Consider the following 15,210-nt stretch of genomic DNA (forward strand, 5'->3'; position numbering starts at 1 on the left):
CCCAAAATAGTAGTGCAAGTACGTATGATAAAACTCAAAAAAGGCTTGGACATTCCCCTCGCAGGCAGTCCTAAACAAGAGATAAGTACGGGTAACGCCATTACTACCGTCGCCGTTTTGGGCGAAGAGTATGTGGGCATGCGTCCGACAATGGCAGTCGAAGTAGGTGATACCGTAAAAAAAGGCCAGGTGCTTTTCGAAGATAAGAAAAACCCTGGTGTTAAATTTACAGCACCACTTGCCGGCACTGTTAAAGAGATTAACCGTGGTGCCAAGCGGGTATTGCAATCGGTCGTCATTGCTGTAAACGGCGATGATGCAGAGCAATTCAAACGCTATAGCAGCGACCAGCTTGCCGGTTTAAGCCGTGAGCAAGTCACTGAAAATTTGGTTGAGTCAGGCCTGTGGGCTGCATTGCGCACCCGGCCATTCAGCCAGATCCCGGCGATTGACAGCACACCACGTGCCATTTTCGTTAATGCCATGGATACCAATCCATTGGCAGCTGATCCTGCCGTCATTATTAACGCAGAATCTGAAGCCTTTACTCAGGGGCTGACCCTGCTGAGCAAGCTGACCGACGGTAAAGTTTTCCTGACCAAAAAAGCCGGTAGCGAGCTACCAGCCAGTTCTGCGGTTGAAGTCGCAGAATTTGACGGTCCGCATCCTGCCGGTTTAGTAGGAACCCATATTCACTTTTTAGAGCCGGTAAGCATGAAAAAAGTGGTATGGCATATTGGTTATCAAGACGTTATTGCCATGGCAAAGCTGTTTCTAAGCGGCGAGCTGGATGCCAACAGGGTAGTGGCATTGTGCGGTCCTGTAGTGAAATCACCACGTTTGATTAAAACAGTACTAGGTGCATCATTAGCAGAACTGACGGCGAATGAACTCAATGACGGTAAAAACCGTATTATTTCAGGCTCAGTGCTGGCAGGTAGCAGCGCGCATGGTGTGCATGGCTATTTAGGCCGTTACCATAATCAGGTATCAGTGCTGGCCGAAGGATATGAAAAAGAATTCCTTGGCTGGATTGCCCCCGGCGCTACTAAGTTCTCGGTAACGCGTGCTTATCTGTCGCACTTGAGCCCAAAACGCCTGTTCAATATGACAACGACCACCAATGGCTCATCACGCGCCATGGTGCCAATTGGTAATTACGAGCGGGTAATGCCGCTGGATGTATTACCAACATTGTTGTTAAGGGACCTGGTTTCCGGTGATACCGACAGCGCCCAAACCCTGGGTTGCCTGGAGTTAGACGAAGAAGATTTGTCACTGTGTACTTTTGTATGCCCTGGCAAATACGACTACGGCACTATTCTGCGCAGCTGCTTGACGACCATCCAGAAGGAAGGCTAATCATGAGTTTAAAGCATTTTTTAGAGCGCATCGAACCGCAATTTGAGAAAGGCGGTAAGTATGAGAAGTGGTACGCGCTGTATGAAGCTGCCGCGACTATCTTTTATACACCTGGTTTAGTTACCAAAAATGGCACCCATGTTCGCGACAGTATTGATTTGAAGCGAATCATGATTTTTGTCTGGCTGGCACTGTTTCCGGCATTATTTTTCGGTATGTTCAATATCGGCCATCAGGCGGTAGAAGCGCTGGCAGCCGGTTATGGCACACCTGATACCTGGCAGGTGGCGATCTTCCAGCTGCTGGGCGGTAATCTGACTGAAGCCTCAGGCTGGGCCGGCAAGATGTTTTATGGTGCGGTCTGGTTTCTGCCAATATACGCCGTAACGTTCATCGTTGGTGGTTTCTGGGAGGTCTTGTTTGCTTCAGTGCGTAAGCATGAAGTCAACGAGGGGTTCTTTGTCAGTTCAATTCTTTTTGCACTGATTCTGCCGGCAACCATTCCGCTATGGCAGGTCGCGTTAGGTATTACTTTCGGTGTCGTTGTGGCTAAAGAGGTATTCGGTGGTACTGGCCGTAATTTCTTAAACCCTGCGCTTGCTGGTCGTGCTTTCCTGTTCTTTGCGTACCCGGCACAAATATCCGGTGACGCGGTCTGGACTGTAGCCGATGGTTACTCAGGTGCTACCTGGTTAAGTAAAGCACAAATGGGTGATCTGGATTATGCCGCTAATACTCAGTTGTGGTGGGATGCATTCTTAGGTTTTATTCCTGGTTCAGTAGGTGAAACTTCAGTATTGGCCTTATTAGTCGGTGGTTTAGCACTTATTTACTTCCGGATTGCCTCCTGGCGTATCGTGCTGGGTGTGATGATCGGCATGATCTTAACCAGCTACCTGTTCAACGCTATCGGTTCAAACACCAACCCACTGTTTGCTATGCCCTGGCACTGGCATCTGGTTCTGGGCGGGTTTGCCATCGGGATGTTCTTTATGGCAACCGATCCGGTTTCAGCATCCTTTACCAATCAGGGCAAGTGGGCCTATGGTATCTTAATCGGCTTTATGGTGATTATGATCCGCGTTGCTAACCCGGCTTACCCGGAAGGCATGATGCTGGCTATCCTGTTTGCTAACCTGTTTGCACCTTTATTCGATTTCTTCGTGGCTCAGGCCAATATTAAGCGGAGGCTGGCACGCAATGTCTAGTAATAATGACACCATCAGCAAAACGCTGATTGTAGTAGTTTCCTTATGTTTAGTGTGCGCTATCGTGGTATCTACCGCTGCAGTGCAACTGCGTCCTAAGCAGAACCAGAATAAACTACTGGATTCTCAGGTAAACATATTGCGCAGCGTCGGCCTGATTGAAGGTAAAGCTTCGCCACAGGAAATTGCTGAAAAGTTTGAAAAGCACGTGGAGTCGCGGCTGGTTAACCTGGAAACAGGTGAAATTGTTGCCGACTGCGATAAAGCCTGTGCCAAAGCATATGATTATCGTCGGGCAATGAAAGATCCGGAGCAAAGTACTGCATTAGATGGCGCAACGGATGTTGCGTCAATTCGCCGGATTGCTGAGCTTGCCCCGGTTTACCTTACTTATGATGAAGATCGTAATCTGCAATCGGTAGTACTGCCGGTGCATGGCTATGGTTTATGGTCAACTATGCATGCTTTTCTGGCATTACAGCCAGATGGTAATACCATCATTGGCCTTAATTATTATGAGCAAGGTGAAACGCCGGGCTTAGGTGCAGAAATTGAGAATGAGCGCTGGAAGGCGCAATTTAAAGGTAAAAAGCTGACGAAAGACGGCGGCGTTGTTGGCCTGGAAGTTAAAAAGCCAGGTAACGCAAACCCAGACTCCGACTACGAAGTTGACGGTTTGTCAGGCGCAACTCTGACCGCAAATGGGGTGCAAAATACCTTTACTTTCTGGATTGGCGAGAACGGTTTCGGACCTTTCTTAGCCAAAGTGCGTCAAGGAGCCTTAAACAATGGCTAATGCAAAAGAAATTAAAACGGTCCTGTTCGGGCCGGTTTTCGCCAACAACCCGATAGCATTACAGGTATTGGGTATTTGTTCGGCGCTTGCTGTTACTACTAAAATGGATACGGCGTTGGTAATGTGTTTTGCATTGACCTTCGTAGTAGCATTTTCAAACCTTTTTATCTCGATGATACGCAATCATATTCCATCAAGCGTGCGGATTATCGTGCAAATGACCATTATTGCCTCGCTGGTAATCGTGGTTGACCAGTTCCTGAAGGCCTTTGCTTACGATCTGGCCAAGCAGTTATCGGTATTCGTTGGTCTGATAATTACTAACTGTATCGTAATGGGCCGCGCTGAAGCCTACGCTATGAAGAGCTCGCCTGGTATGAGCTTCCTGGACGGCATTGGTAATGGTTTGGGCTACAGCGTGGTGCTGCTGGTCGTCGCTTTTATCCGCGAGTTAGGTGGTTCAGGTTCACTGTTCGGTGTGCAAATTATGCCATTGCTGAGCGAAGGTGGCTGGTACCAGCCAATGGGTTTCCTGCTGATTGCACCCAGTGCTTTTATTATTATCGGACTATTTATCTGGGTGTTGCGGGCATATCGTCCGGAACAAGTAGAGAAGGCATAAGGAGCAGCGAATGGAACATTACTTAAGCTTATTTGTGCGTGCCGTCTTTATTGAGAACCTGGCGTTGTCGTTCTTTCTGGGGATGTGTACCTTCATAGCGGTATCACAGAAAATTAAAACAGCTTTTGGTTTAGGGGTTGCGGTAATTGTGGTACTGGGTATTTCGGTACCGGTTAATAATCTGGTGTTTAACCTGTTACTGGCGCCTGGGGCCCTGGACTGGGCAGGCTTTCCGGAAGCTGATTTAAGCTTTCTGGGCTTTTTAACCTATATCGGGGTTATTGCCGCGCTGGTGCAAATTCTGGAAATGACCTTAGATAAATTCTTCCCTGCACTTTATAACGCGCTGGGTATCTTCCTGCCATTGATTACCGTTAACTGCGCTATTTTTGGTGCGGTCGCCTTTATGGTTGAGCGGGATTATAACTTTGGTGAAAGTGTGGTATTCGGCCTGGGCAGCGGTGTTGGCTGGGCACTGGCTATTACTTTACTGGCAGGCATTCGTGAAAAGTTAAAGTATGCTGATATACCCGCTGGTTTACGCGGCTTAGGGTCTACCTTTCTGGTAGTGGGTTTAATGGGATTAGGCTTTATGTCTTTCTCTGGCGTTTCACTGTAAAGCAGTAGAGGGAATATATAATGCAAGAGATATATCTTGGCGTTGGCATGTTCACCATAGTGGTTTTGATGCTGGTGTTTATTATCCTGGCAGCAAAATCCAAGTTGGTGGAAAGCGGCGACATTACGATTAGTATCAACCATGATCCTGACAAAGCCATTAAAACCAAAGCAGGTGGTAAACTACTGGGTGCATTGGCAGATAATGGTATTTTCCTGTCCTCTGCCTGTGGTGGCGGTGGTTCCTGTGGTCAGTGCCGGGTGCACGTTAAGTCAGGTGGTGGCGAGATCCTGCCAACTGAAATGGGCCATATCACTAAAGGTGAAGCACGCGAAGGTTGCCGGTTGTCCTGTCAGGTTGCGGTTAAATCTGATATGGAAATTGAAGTTGAAGAAGAAATATTCGGTATCAAAAAATGGGATTGCGAAGTTATCTCTAATGATAGCAAGGCAACCTTTATTAAAGAGCTGAAAATGGCGATTCCGGATGGTGAGTCAGTACCGTTCCGGGCCGGTGGTTATATCCAGATCGAAGCGCCGCCGCACCATGTTAAGTACAAAGACTTTGATATTCCGGAAAAATTCCGTGGCGACTGGGAACGCTTCAACTTCTTCAGCTTAGAGTCGAAAGTTGATGAGGAAACCATTCGTGCATACTCAATGGCCAACTATCCGGATGAAGAAGGCATTATTATGCTGAACGTGCGGATTGCCACGCCACCGCCAAATAATCTGAGCCTGCCTTGCGGTAAGATGTCATCGTACATCTGGGGTCTGAAAGAAGGCGATAAAGTGACTATTTCCGGGCCATTTGGTGAGTTTTTTGCCAAAGACACTGACGCTGAAATGGTATTTATCGGTGGTGGTGCTGGTATGGCGCCGATGCGTTCGCACCTTTTCGACCAGCTGCGCCGCTTAAAATCAAAGCGTAAAATCAGCTTCTGGTATGGTGCCCGTTCTAAGCGTGAAATGTTCTATGTGGAAGATTTCGATATGCTTGCAGCTGAGAACGATAACTTCGAGTGGCATGTTGCGTTGTCAGACCCGCAGCCGGAAGATAACTGGGATGGTTATACCGGGTTTATTCATAACGTCATTTATGAAAACTACCTGAAAAACCACAAAGCGCCGGAAGATTGCGAGTTCTACATGTGTGGACCGCCAATGATGAACAAAGCGGTTATCAACATGCTGAAAGACTTAGGTGTAGAAGACGACAATATACTGCTTGATGATTTCGGCGGTTAACTCACTGCAACCTAATTAAATCAAAAGGGGGTAACGTTCTGCGTTGCCCCTTTTATGTTATTAGCAATGCTGTTAGCTAAAAAGCAGGAAAGTTGTCAGGACAGTTATCAGGAAATATGATGAAAAATATTCACCCTTTGTCGTTAATCTGGTTAGTTTTTATAAGCTTGTGGCTAAGCGGTTGTGCACCTGCGGCTAAGTTGCCACAGGAGCAGGAGCTGCAGGGCCGCACCATGGGCACGACCTACAGCGTCAAGTTTTTCAGCTTGCAGCCAGTTGATAGCGAGGCTTTACAGCAACAGCTGGAACAGGAGCTGGAGCTGATAAATGAACTCATGTCGACGTACCGGCCGCAGTCGGAGTTAATGCAGTTCAATCAGCAACAGACCACTGAGCCTTACATTATTAGTGAACAAACGGCCAAAGTTATTGCCGAAGCAATAAGAATTGGGCAGCAGACTGGTGGAGTACTGGATATTACTGTCGGACCTCTGGTTGAGCTATGGGGATTTGGTGCCAGCGGCAGGATCACTGAACGTCCTGATCCTGACAAGCTGACTGTTATCACTGACTACGTAGGCCTGGATAAAATCAGCCTTGATAATAACCAGCTGGTAAAAACAGATCCGCGGCTGGCGCTTGACCTGTCAACCATTGCCAAAGGTTATGGGGTAGATCGTTTAGCCGATATACTTGAAAAATCAGGCATAACAGATTATATGGTAGATATCGGCGGGGAAATGCGGGTAAAAGGTAGTAAGCCCGACCGTGCCTGGCGGGTTGCTATTGAAAAGCCTGTAGCCGGTAACCGGGCCGTACAACGAATTATTACTCCGGGTGATATGGCGATTGCCACCTCAGGAGATTACCGCAATTATTTTGAGCAGGATGGTATTCGCTATTCGCATCTGATCGATCCGCGCACGGCTGCGCCCGTACAGCATCGGACGGTGTCGAGTACCGTTATTCATCCCAGTAGTATGACTGCCGACGGTTATGCGACAGCACTACATATTATGAATGCAGAAGAAGCGCTGCAATTTGCTAACCAGCACCAGCTTGCTGCGCTGCTGATTGTTAAAACTGACGACGGCTTTGTTGAGCTGGTCAGTGACGCGTTTCAACCCTTTTTAGCTGACGAAGTGAGGTAAGCAATGGCCGTATTTATTTTTACCTTTGGTTTATTCCTGGTGGTGGTTTTAGCTATGGCAGTAGGCGTTATTGTCCAGCGTAAAACGCTGGCTGGCAGTTGTGGTGGCCTGGGCGAGCTTAATATTGATAAGGCCTGTGATTGCGACAAACCCTGCGAGAAAAGACAGAAACGGCTGCAAAAAGAGAAGTACTGGCAAGATAATAAAATCATCTGAATGGTATATCGCTGCGTATAGGTTAAGCTATTGAGTGAACAGGCGCTTGTGACAGCAAGCCGCCTGCATTCTGTTGATTTAACCTGTACTAAGGATAATAACGATGCCAAGGTTACAACCCTATACCCTGATCCTGTTACTTATTATAAGCCTGCCTGCATTAGCTAACCGCTTTGCCAACGTTGAAATTAACGCCACGCCACTGGCAGAGGACCTGTATATGCTGACGGGTTCCGGTGGCAATATGGCTGCGTTGGTAAGTGATGACGAAGTGATATTAATTGACGCTCAGTTTGCGGAGCTGGCCGATAAAATTAATGCCAAACTTGTCGAGCTCAGCGACGGCAAGGCGCTTGGTACTCTGATTAACACCCATTTGCATGCTGATCATGTCAATGGTAACAGTGCGTTAAAACCCAAACGGATTGTTGCGCATGCCAATGTACTTAAACGTCTGAGCGCAGATGAATCGTTTCCACGAGCCGGCTTGCCCACTGAAACCTTTAAAACTCAATTAAGCCTGAACCTGAGCGGTCAGACAATCCGCCTTGAATATCTGCCACCCAGCCACACCGATGGCGATATCATCGTCTGGTTTGAAGATAAAAATGTGCTGCATATGGGCGATATGATGTTTGAGGGACGTTTTCCCTTTATTGACTTAAATAACGGGGGCTCGGTTCGCGGTTATATTGCTAACGTGGCCTATGTATTGGCCAACATCGATAATGATACTAAGGTTATCCCCGGTCATGGCGAGCTGACTGATAAAGCCGGGCTGCAGCGCTTTCATCAGATGATGGTTAAAACTCTGGCAATAGTAGAGCAGCAGCAGGCAAAAGGCTTAACTAACGAGCAAATTGTCGAGGCCGGCCTGGGTGAAGAATGGCAAAACTGGCACTGGAATTTCATTACTGAACAGCGCTGGATCAATACCTTATTGCAAGCCGAGCCGTTAACACAGTAGTTTTGTGGTTTATCGCCAGCGAAAAAACGCTGGCGAAGTAAATAGCAAACCGGGTTTGCTGTTACAGCCGCCAGACCCGGTATTTTTTGCCTTTCATCCTGCCGTCGTTTAAAAGTGCTAACGCTTGTTTAGCCACCTTACGGTTAACCGCAACAAAGGCTACAGTATCCAGCATCTGAATTTTACCAATGTCGGCAAACACAATCTGGCCGCCGCTGGTCAGGGCGCCGACAATATCACCCGGACGTAATTTGTGTTTTTTGCCGCCATCAATTTGCAGCGTTTGCATTGTCGGTTCTGCTAATTTCTGGCTCAGTACCGAGTTGTCAGGTAACGGCTGGGCTGTGATCTCAAGTTCCAGTTGTGTGGCCAAGGCCGCCAGTTTCTGGCCGTCATCCGCGCTTAGCAGTGAACAAGCCAGCCCACTGTTACCGGCACGCCCCGTGCGGCCAATCCGGTGGGTGTGGGTAGCAACATCATGGGCCAGCTGATAGTTAATAACTAAATCCAGCTTATCGATATCAAGGCCTCTGGCCGCAACATCGGTGGCAACTAATACGCTGACACTGTTATTACTGAATTTAAGCAGGGCATGTTCCCGGTCGCGCTGCTCTAAATCGCCATGCAGGGCGATAACACTGAGACCAGCCTGCTTTAAGGTATCAGCCAGCTCCTGAGTTTCCCGTTTGGTATTACAAAATACCACGGTGCTGGCTGGCTGAAACCGGTGTAGTAGTAACTTAACGGCGTCGGCCCGGCTTACTCCGTCCAGCTGATAAAACTGTTGTTCAATGCTATTTTGGGTATGAGGGCTTGCCACCGTTACTGTAACCGGCGACTGCATAATGGAGTCGGCAATCTGGCGTACGGCTTTATCGAAAGTGGCGCTAAACAGCAGAGTTTGCCGTACTGCCGGTACGTCAGCGAGAATGGCATTCAGTGCATCAGCAAAACCCATTTCCAGCATCCGGTCTGCTTCATCCAGTACCAGAGTAGTTAAATTGCTCAGGTCCAGCCGTTGCTGCTGCAAGTGATCGAGGATCCGGCCAGGGGTGCCGACAATGATATGGGCACCATGCTCCAGCGAGACAATCTGGCTGCGGGTCGGCACGCCGCCACACAGGGTCAGCACTTTTATATTGTGAATATTGCGGGCCAGCTTACGAATTTCAGCGGCTACCTGTTCAGCCAGTTCGCGGGTGGGGCACAGCACCAGGCTCTGGATCCGATAGCGCTTAACATCCAGCCTGGCCAGTAGCCCCAGCGCGAAAGCTGCTGTTTTACCTGAACCGGTTTTAGCCTGCGCGATAACGTCTTTACCGTCTAAAATGGCGGGCAGACTCTGCGCCTGCACCGACGTCATCTGGTGGTATTCGAGGCTGGTTAAACATTCCAGTAAAGGCGTTGGCAACGCCAATTGGCTAAAAGAGTGGTCAGACACGTTGGGATCCTGTAACAAAAAACAGGACGCTGCCTGCAAAGGGGCAGCATTATAGCAGAAGTTAGCTTTACATGCTGACGTTTTGTGGTCAGGCTTTGTTCTCTATTCTGTTATCAGTATCAGCATCGTCCTGTTGTTCAGGCTTGGTCAGGCTAATGACCTGATCTTGCGAGGTACGGTGGGTTTCACCGATAAAACTGCCGCCGCGTTCAATACATAAATCGTCACTATGAACAATGCCCATTGCTTTACCCTGAGGCAAAATTTCTACGGTATTAGCAAAAAGCTCGCCATCAAATAAGCCATTGATAATTACTTTATCAGCGGTTACCTGGGCTTTGACTCTGCCGGCTGCACTGATAATCAGGGTTTTTTCACTGGTGATAACCCCTTCGACATAGCCGTCAACCTGCATATCACAGCTTAGTCGGAGGCTTCCGATAATTGAGCATCCCGCAGCGATGACAGTTGTAGTTGTGTGCTTGCTTTGGTTTGCAGCATCGTTACTAAAGAATCCCATTTAATGCTCCGTTCTTTTTCGAATACCAGGTCAAAGTTATTAGCATCCCAATCCATAAAGTTTTGCGGGTTAAGTGACCGGTCTAAAAAGTGTATCTCGTAATGCAAATGTGGTGCCGTCGAATTACCGGTGTTGCCTGAGGTGGCAATTAGCTGGCCTTTATGCACAAACAGACCATTGGCAACTTTAAACTCATCTAAGTGAGCGTAAAGCGTTGAAAAACCAAAGGCATGACGAATTTTAAGTAAGTTGCCATAGCCATTTTTGCTGGGGCGGACGACTTCAACCACGCCATCGGCCGGGGCGTATATAGGTGTACCGCGATTGGCAGATAAATCTATACCATTATGGTGTTGCTGTTTGCCCATAATAGGATGAGTTCGCACACCGAAGCGGGACGAGCGGCGACGAAACTCCAGTGGAGAGCCGTTGGGAACCAGCTGTAGCATCGCCATTTTTGCACTGGAATTAACCGTTGCTGTATCCAGCCTGGCCTCAATATCCTGTGGGAATTGCTGCTCCAGGCCAAGAGTCAGTTCAATTTCCCCCAGCCGGTTGCTGACCTGCAGCATTTCATCCTGCTTAATAGCCAGCTCCTGCTGCAATTTCTCCCGGGTCTGGCTGAGTTCGGTGATTTCCGTCGCCAATTGTTCCGCCTGCACTGCCAGCACTTGCTGTTGATTCTTCGTGTGGTCGACGGTTTTCAGCAGATAATCAATGACTGCAGCTGTAATAATCACGGTAAACAGGATCAACCACAAGCTAATTACTGCATTGCGTTTAAATAGTTTGCTGACACTAAAATGGCGGGTACCATTGATGCTTGATACCGAGATAATAATTCGATCTTTCATCTGATATAACAGCTTTTACAATGGTTAAAAACAGAACAGGCGGTCAAAATAGGGTGCTTTGTCGCTGCTGTCAAGGTTTTCATTGCTTGCAGAAACGACAAAACCGCAACAAAAAGCTGCGGTTTTAACATTAATTACATTAATGTCAATGCATTAATGACTTTCGTCGCCTTCAATGCCATGGACATGACCGTGAGCTAATTCTTCTTCAGTTGCGTCACGTACTTTCAGTACTTCAACGTCGAAGCTCAGTTGAATACCCGATAATGGATGGTTGCCATCGACGACTACTTCTTCTTCAGTAACATCCAGAATGATGACGGATTGCTCACGACCATCAGGGCCTGCCGCGCGAAAACGCATGCCCGGAGCAACTTCCATGCCTTCAAACATGTTTTTAGGCACAGATTGCACTAATTGATCATGGCGCTCGCCGTAGGCGTCTTCTGGCGCAATGGTTGCGGTGAAGGTGTCACCAACCGCTTTGCCGGCTAAGGCTTTTTCCAGGCCGGGAATTAATGCGCCATGGCCAAACAAAAATACCAAAGGCTCGCCATCAACAGATGAATCCAGTTTATTACCGTCCGGATCGGTAACGGTGTAATGCATGGCGACGACTTTGTCTTGTGAAATGGTCATGAAAACCTCTTTAACTTAAAGGATAAGGTAACGGCAGTAACTGCAGTGCCGGTGCACTGTCGGACTTTAACCGTAACGAGTCTGCCGGCGTTATATCATTAGGCAGCACCGCAATTAACCAAAGCTGGTTATTGATATTCACTGCGTTAATAACCTGGCCCACCCGGCGCCAGTTTTCGTTAAACTGTTGTTCGATATCACAGCCTGCGGCCGGAGCTTCATCTGTATCTGCCTGCAGGATCCAGGCTGCACGCTTATTGCGGCCCAGGTACTTCATCCGGGCTACCGTTTCCTGGCCAAGGTAACAGCCTTTGCTAAAACTGATGGCATCTACAGCCTGTAAGTTAAGCATTTGTGGTACAAATTCGCCAATCAGCGGCTGTTCCAGATAACACAACCCATGCAGAATATGCTGCTTTAACCATAGCGTTGGTGCTGCCAGCGGATAGTCGCTATCCAGCAGGGCTATCGCATCAGCTTTGGGCAGGATCAACATAAAATGCTCATCAGCCAGCTGCAATACCGCCCCTTGATTATGGCGGCTTAGCCTACCATTGCCGCCTGGCAATTTAAAGCCAAGCCGGCTGACTAATGTCTCAGCTCCGGCGCCGCCAATACCGAGCGTGGCAAATTTATCCTGGCCGGAGGCAAAGCTTACTTTGGAAAAGACCCCAAATTTCTGCCATTGGGCAACGGATGCGCTCAGCTCGTCCCGAAAAGCGACAACAAGCAGCTCGTCGTGGTGTTGCAACAAATGAAAAACTGACCAGGTTTTGCCCTTTGCATCACAATGGGCGCCGCGTAAAAAGGTGTCATCGTTTAACTGATCAAGGTCACAGGTGGTCTGACTCTGTAAATACTTGTGCTTGTCTGTGCCACTGACGCTGATAATGTCGAACGCGGGCAGCGGGGCAATAAAGGGGCCCTGAACCTGATTGGATAATTGGCCGTAACTCTTTGCGGTTAACCAGGAAGTATGCATTGTTTATATCACCAGAAGTATCACCAAAGCGTAGATAGATGTAACATTGGGGCTGCAGTGAAAAGCTCAACCCCAAGGCGGCAGAATTGTTTCATCGCCGTTTTCTTTATTAATGTAGCTGGCAGTAAGGAATTTGAATGACCGAGTTAATGATTAAACCCCGTCTGCGCTGGGCGTGTCGTCGAGGCATGCTGGAGCTTGATGTATTATTGGCGCCTTTTGTCGAAGAAGGCTACGATGCGTTATCGCTGCAACAGAAACAAGACTTTGAACGGTTACTGGCATGTGACGATCCCGATTTGTTTGCCTGGTTTATGGGACATGCTAAATCATCAGACCCTTCTTTACAGGCGCTGATAACGATAATTCTTGACCGTGTCCGGGTGTAATGTCGCCATTATCCGCTCGCGCTGGCGCCAATATGGTTTGCTGGCATTGGCGCTAATACTGTTTATGTTATTTGCTTTCCAGCCTTTGCCGCCGGTGAGCCTCTGGCTGGCTGCGCCGTTACTTTTTCTGTTGTATTGGTATGGGGTAAGCTTATACCGGCAAGGGCCGGTAGCGGCGGGCTTGAGCCTGCAGGCCAATGGCCAGCTGCGCTGGTGGCAGAGCGACTATCCTGCCGGCCAGCTGATAGCTGGCTGCCTGGTCAGCGAGTTTGCTCTGCTGCTGCGTTGGCAAAGTGATAATAACCAGCCGCATTTGCAGTGGTTGCTTGCCGACCAACTGACTGTTGCCGACTACCGCGCATTGGCGCGCCAGCTTAATCAGTTTAACTGGCAAGCCGGCGCTGGTAACTACCCGGACAACTAAGCGGGTAGTGCAAGATTTAAGGTGTTAGTACCGTAGGCTTACTGCTGCTGAGCAAGTTGGGGTAATCAAGATTATAATGTAAGCCCCGGCTTTCTTTACGCGCCATGGCGCAGCGGATAATCAGTTCAGCAACCTGAGCCAGATTACGCAGCTCCAGCAAGTTATGGCTTAACCGGAAATGGCTGTAGTAATCATGAATTTCTGATTGTAACAACTCAACCCGGTGCAAGGCTCGCTCTAACCGTTTGTTAGTGCGAACAATACCAACATAGTCCCACATAAACAGTCTGAGTTCATGCCAGTTGTGGGTGATGACAATTTCTTCATCAGAATCACTTACTCTGCTCTCATCCCAGGGCGCGATGTCGGCATAACTGTCGCTGGCCGGTAACTGACTGACAATATGTTTGGCCGCAGCCTGCGCAAACACCACGCATTCCAGCAACGAATTACTGGCCATCCGGTTGGCACCGTGTAAACCGGTGTAAGCGACTTCGCCAATAGCATACAGGTTATGCAGGTCGGTCTGGCCGTTAAGATTAGTCAGTACGCCACCGCAGGTATAATGTGCTGCCGGGACCACCGGAATTGGCTGGCGGCTGATATCAATACCGACGCTTAAACATTTGGCGTAAATGGTAGGGAAGTGCTCAATAATAAAATCTTTCGGCTGATGGCTGATATCCAGGTACAGGCAATTGGCACCCAGGCGTTTCATTTCATAGTCGATTGCCCGGGCTACAATGTCCCGTGGCGCCAGCTCAGCGCGCTGATCAAATTCTGGCATAAAGCGGCTACCGTCCGGCCGGCACAAATAGGCGCCTTCCCCCCGCATTGCTTCTGAAATCAGAAAATTCGGGGCATCGGGGTGATACAAACTGGTTGGATGAAACTGGTTAAATTCCATATTGGCGACCCGGCAACCGGCCCGCCATGCCATGGCGATACCGTCACCACTGGCAACATCAGGGTTACTGGTATATAAGTAGACTTTACTGGCGCCGCCGGTGGCAAGTGCCACAAAATGGGCTTTGATGGTTTCTACTTTGGCGCGGGTTTTGTTCCAGACATAAGCACCGTAGCAGCGTTTAGCATCCAGGCCCAGTTTACTCCCGTTGATTAAATCGATAGCGTTGTAATTTTCCAGCAACTGAATATTCGGATGTTGTTTTACCTGATCAACCAGGGTTATCTGCACCGCCTGGCCGGTGGCATCGGCTGCATGCAGAATACGACGATGGCTGTGGCCGCCTTCCCGGGTAAGATGATACTTCAGGCTGCCGTCGGTATCATGGTACTGGTCAAAAGGTACGCCTTGTTCAATAAGCCACTGCATAGCCTCTTTTGCATGTTCGGCGGTATATTGCACAGCGGCCTCTTCACATAAACCGGCACCGGCAATTAAGGTATCGTTAACGTGGGATGCGATACTGTCATTTTCATCGAATACGGCAGCTATGCCACCCTGGGCATAAAGGGTGGAGCCTTCCCGCAAGGGCCCTTTACTTAACACTAACACTTTTGCATGATCAGCTAACTGTAACGCTAATGATAAGCCTGCAGCGCCGCTGCCAATAATTAATACGTCACAATGATATTCATTTTGTAGTGTCATGCGATACACTTATCCCAGTTGAGCCTTAATGTTTGGGTAACCTTGGGGTTACCGCTGCAATTACCCGACAGTCGGGCTGTTGGATCAGCTTATTGTAGCGGTTTTGTCATAATATACAGAACTATTTATTGTGGCCATGGTCAGAGCTTCAACGCCAG

General features: G+C 48.6%; 17 protein-coding genes. 11 read left to right on the forward strand and 6 right to left on the reverse strand.

Annotation, left to right across the window (positions count from 1 at the left end):
• Nucleotides 1-24 precede the first annotated feature (24 nt).
• From CRO03_RS10165 to CRO03_RS10205, 9 genes are all read left to right on the forward strand, one after another.
• Nucleotides 25-1,362 carry a Na(+)-translocating NADH-quinone reductase subunit A gene (locus CRO03_RS10165; RefSeq protein WP_097111517.1) on the forward strand — a complete coding sequence of 446 codons (1,338 nt, stop codon included), beginning with the start codon at nt 25-27 and terminating at the stop codon, nt 1,360-1,362.
• Nucleotides 1,363-1,364: 2 nt separating this feature from the next.
• Nucleotides 1,365-2,570, forward strand: coding sequence for an NADH:ubiquinone reductase (Na(+)-transporting) subunit B (locus CRO03_RS10170; protein WP_097111518.1), 1,206 nt, complete (start codon nt 1,365-1,367; stop codon nt 2,568-2,570).
• Nucleotides 2,563-3,366, forward strand: coding sequence for a Na(+)-translocating NADH-quinone reductase subunit C (locus CRO03_RS10175; protein ID WP_097111519.1), 804 nt, complete (start codon nt 2,563-2,565; stop codon nt 3,364-3,366). Before CRO03_RS10170 ends, CRO03_RS10175 begins: the two co-directional genes overlap by 8 nt.
• Nucleotides 3,359-3,988, forward strand: coding sequence for an NADH:ubiquinone reductase (Na(+)-transporting) subunit D (locus CRO03_RS10180; RefSeq protein WP_097111520.1), 630 nt, complete (start codon nt 3,359-3,361; stop codon nt 3,986-3,988). Before CRO03_RS10175 ends, CRO03_RS10180 begins: the two co-directional genes overlap by 8 nt.
• A gap of 10 nt (nt 3,989-3,998) precedes the next feature.
• A complete protein-coding gene (nqrE, locus tag CRO03_RS10185; RefSeq protein WP_097111521.1) occupies nt 3,999-4,607 on the forward strand; it encodes an NADH:ubiquinone reductase (Na(+)-transporting) subunit E in 609 nt (202 codons plus the stop codon).
• Nucleotides 4,608-4,627: 20 nt separating this feature from the next.
• Entirely contained in the window at nt 4,628-5,854 is a 1,227-nt protein-coding gene (gene nqrF / locus CRO03_RS10190; protein ID WP_097111522.1) for an NADH:ubiquinone reductase (Na(+)-transporting) subunit F, read from the forward strand.
• Between the two features lie 116 nt (nt 5,855-5,970).
• Nucleotides 5,971-7,005: an FAD:protein FMN transferase gene (locus CRO03_RS10195; RefSeq protein WP_245861589.1), complete on the forward strand. Its 1,035-nt coding sequence runs from the start codon at nt 5,971-5,973 to the stop codon at nt 7,003-7,005.
• Between the two features lie 3 nt (nt 7,006-7,008).
• Complete coding sequence (gene nqrM / locus CRO03_RS10200) at nt 7,009-7,221, forward strand: (Na+)-NQR maturation NqrM (RefSeq protein ID WP_097111524.1); 213 nt, start codon at nt 7,009-7,011, stop codon at nt 7,219-7,221.
• A 103-nt stretch (nt 7,222-7,324) separates the two neighbouring features.
• On the forward strand, nt 7,325-8,188 hold the full coding sequence (locus CRO03_RS10205) for an MBL fold metallo-hydrolase (RefSeq protein WP_097111525.1): 864 nt from the start codon (nt 7,325-7,327) through the stop codon (nt 8,186-8,188).
• A 61-nt stretch (nt 8,189-8,249) separates the two neighbouring features.
• Here the strand turns inward: CRO03_RS10205 and dbpA are convergent, their stop codons facing one another.
• From dbpA to ygfZ, 5 genes are all read right to left on the reverse strand, one after another.
• Complete coding sequence (gene dbpA, locus CRO03_RS10210; RefSeq protein ID WP_097111526.1) at nt 8,250-9,629, reverse strand: ATP-dependent RNA helicase DbpA; 1,380 nt, start codon at nt 9,627-9,629, stop codon at nt 8,250-8,252.
• 88 nt (nt 9,630-9,717) lie between these two features.
• On the reverse strand, nt 9,718-10,044 hold the full coding sequence (locus CRO03_RS10215) for a bactofilin family protein (protein WP_245861591.1): 327 nt from the start codon (nt 10,042-10,044) through the stop codon (nt 9,718-9,720).
• A gap of 8 nt (nt 10,045-10,052) precedes the next feature.
• Nucleotides 10,053-11,003, reverse strand: a complete 951-nt coding sequence (locus CRO03_RS10220) for a M23 family metallopeptidase (RefSeq protein WP_097111528.1) — start codon at nt 11,001-11,003, stop codon at nt 10,053-10,055.
• 153 nt (nt 11,004-11,156) lie between these two features.
• Entirely contained in the window at nt 11,157-11,642 is a 486-nt protein-coding gene (locus tag CRO03_RS10225; protein WP_097111529.1) for an FKBP-type peptidyl-prolyl cis-trans isomerase, read from the reverse strand.
• A gap of 10 nt (nt 11,643-11,652) precedes the next feature.
• Nucleotides 11,653-12,624, reverse strand: a complete 972-nt coding sequence (gene ygfZ, locus CRO03_RS10230; protein ID WP_097111530.1) for a tRNA-modifying protein YgfZ — start codon at nt 12,622-12,624, stop codon at nt 11,653-11,655.
• Between the two features lie 137 nt (nt 12,625-12,761).
• On the opposite strand from ygfZ, the gene CRO03_RS10235 reads away from it, so the two are divergent.
• Both CRO03_RS10235 and CRO03_RS10240 read left to right on the forward strand, forming a co-directional pair.
• Nucleotides 12,762-13,013: an FAD assembly factor SdhE gene (locus CRO03_RS10235; RefSeq protein ID WP_097111531.1), complete on the forward strand. Its 252-nt coding sequence runs from the start codon at nt 12,762-12,764 to the stop codon at nt 13,011-13,013.
• Entirely contained in the window at nt 13,000-13,437 is a 438-nt protein-coding gene (locus CRO03_RS10240; RefSeq protein ID WP_097111532.1) for a protein YgfX, read from the forward strand. The genes CRO03_RS10235 and CRO03_RS10240 overlap by 14 nt, the downstream gene beginning before the upstream one ends.
• A 16-nt stretch (nt 13,438-13,453) precedes the next feature.
• Here CRO03_RS10240 and nadB read toward each other — a convergent pair whose 3' ends face one another.
• On the reverse strand, nt 13,454-15,052 hold the full coding sequence (nadB, locus tag CRO03_RS10245; protein WP_097111533.1) for an L-aspartate oxidase: 1,599 nt from the start codon (nt 15,050-15,052) through the stop codon (nt 13,454-13,456).
• Between the last annotated feature and the right edge of the window lie 158 nt (nt 15,053-15,210).

Source organism: Arsukibacterium tuosuense, assembly GCF_900215315.1.
In the GTDB taxonomy this organism is placed as follows: Bacteria; Pseudomonadota; Gammaproteobacteria; order Enterobacterales; family Alteromonadaceae; genus Alishewanella; species Alishewanella tuosuense.

Excerpts from the sequence above, each read along its gene's own strand:
- CRO03_RS10165 (WP_097111517.1), top strand. The coding sequence starts at position 25 with ATGATAAAACTCAAAAAAGGCTTGGACATTCCCCTCGCAGGCAGTCCT.
- CRO03_RS10170 (WP_097111518.1), top strand. The coding sequence starts at position 1,365 with ATGAGTTTAAAGCATTTTTTAGAGCGCATCGAACCGCAATTTGAGAAA.
- CRO03_RS10175 (WP_097111519.1), top strand. The coding sequence starts at position 2,563 with ATGTCTAGTAATAATGACACCATCAGCAAAACGCTGATTGTAGTAGTT.
- CRO03_RS10180 (WP_097111520.1), top strand. The coding sequence starts at position 3,359 with ATGGCTAATGCAAAAGAAATTAAAACGGTCCTGTTCGGGCCGGTTTTC.
- nqrE (WP_097111521.1), top strand. The coding sequence starts at position 3,999 with ATGGAACATTACTTAAGCTTATTTGTGCGTGCCGTCTTTATTGAGAAC.
- nqrF (WP_097111522.1), top strand. The coding sequence starts at position 4,628 with ATGCAAGAGATATATCTTGGCGTTGGCATGTTCACCATAGTGGTTTTG.
- CRO03_RS10195 (WP_245861589.1), top strand. The coding sequence starts at position 5,971 with ATGATGAAAAATATTCACCCTTTGTCGTTAATCTGGTTAGTTTTTATA.
- nqrM (WP_097111524.1), top strand. The coding sequence starts at position 7,009 with ATGGCCGTATTTATTTTTACCTTTGGTTTATTCCTGGTGGTGGTTTTA.
- CRO03_RS10205 (WP_097111525.1), top strand. The coding sequence starts at position 7,325 with ATGCCAAGGTTACAACCCTATACCCTGATCCTGTTACTTATTATAAGC.
- CRO03_RS10215 (WP_245861591.1), bottom strand. The coding sequence starts at position 10,044 with ATGCAGGTTGACGGCTATGTCGAAGGGGTTATCACCAGTGAAAAAACC.
- CRO03_RS10220 (WP_097111528.1), bottom strand. The coding sequence starts at position 11,003 with ATGAAAGATCGAATTATTATCTCGGTATCAAGCATCAATGGTACCCGC.
- CRO03_RS10225 (WP_097111529.1), bottom strand. The coding sequence starts at position 11,642 with ATGACCATTTCACAAGACAAAGTCGTCGCCATGCATTACACCGTTACC.
- ygfZ (WP_097111530.1), bottom strand. The coding sequence starts at position 12,624 with ATGCATACTTCCTGGTTAACCGCAAAGAGTTACGGCCAATTATCCAAT.
- CRO03_RS10235 (WP_097111531.1), top strand. The coding sequence starts at position 12,762 with ATGACCGAGTTAATGATTAAACCCCGTCTGCGCTGGGCGTGTCGTCGA.
- nadB (WP_097111533.1), bottom strand. The coding sequence starts at position 15,052 with ATGACACTACAAAATGAATATCATTGTGACGTATTAATTATTGGCAGC.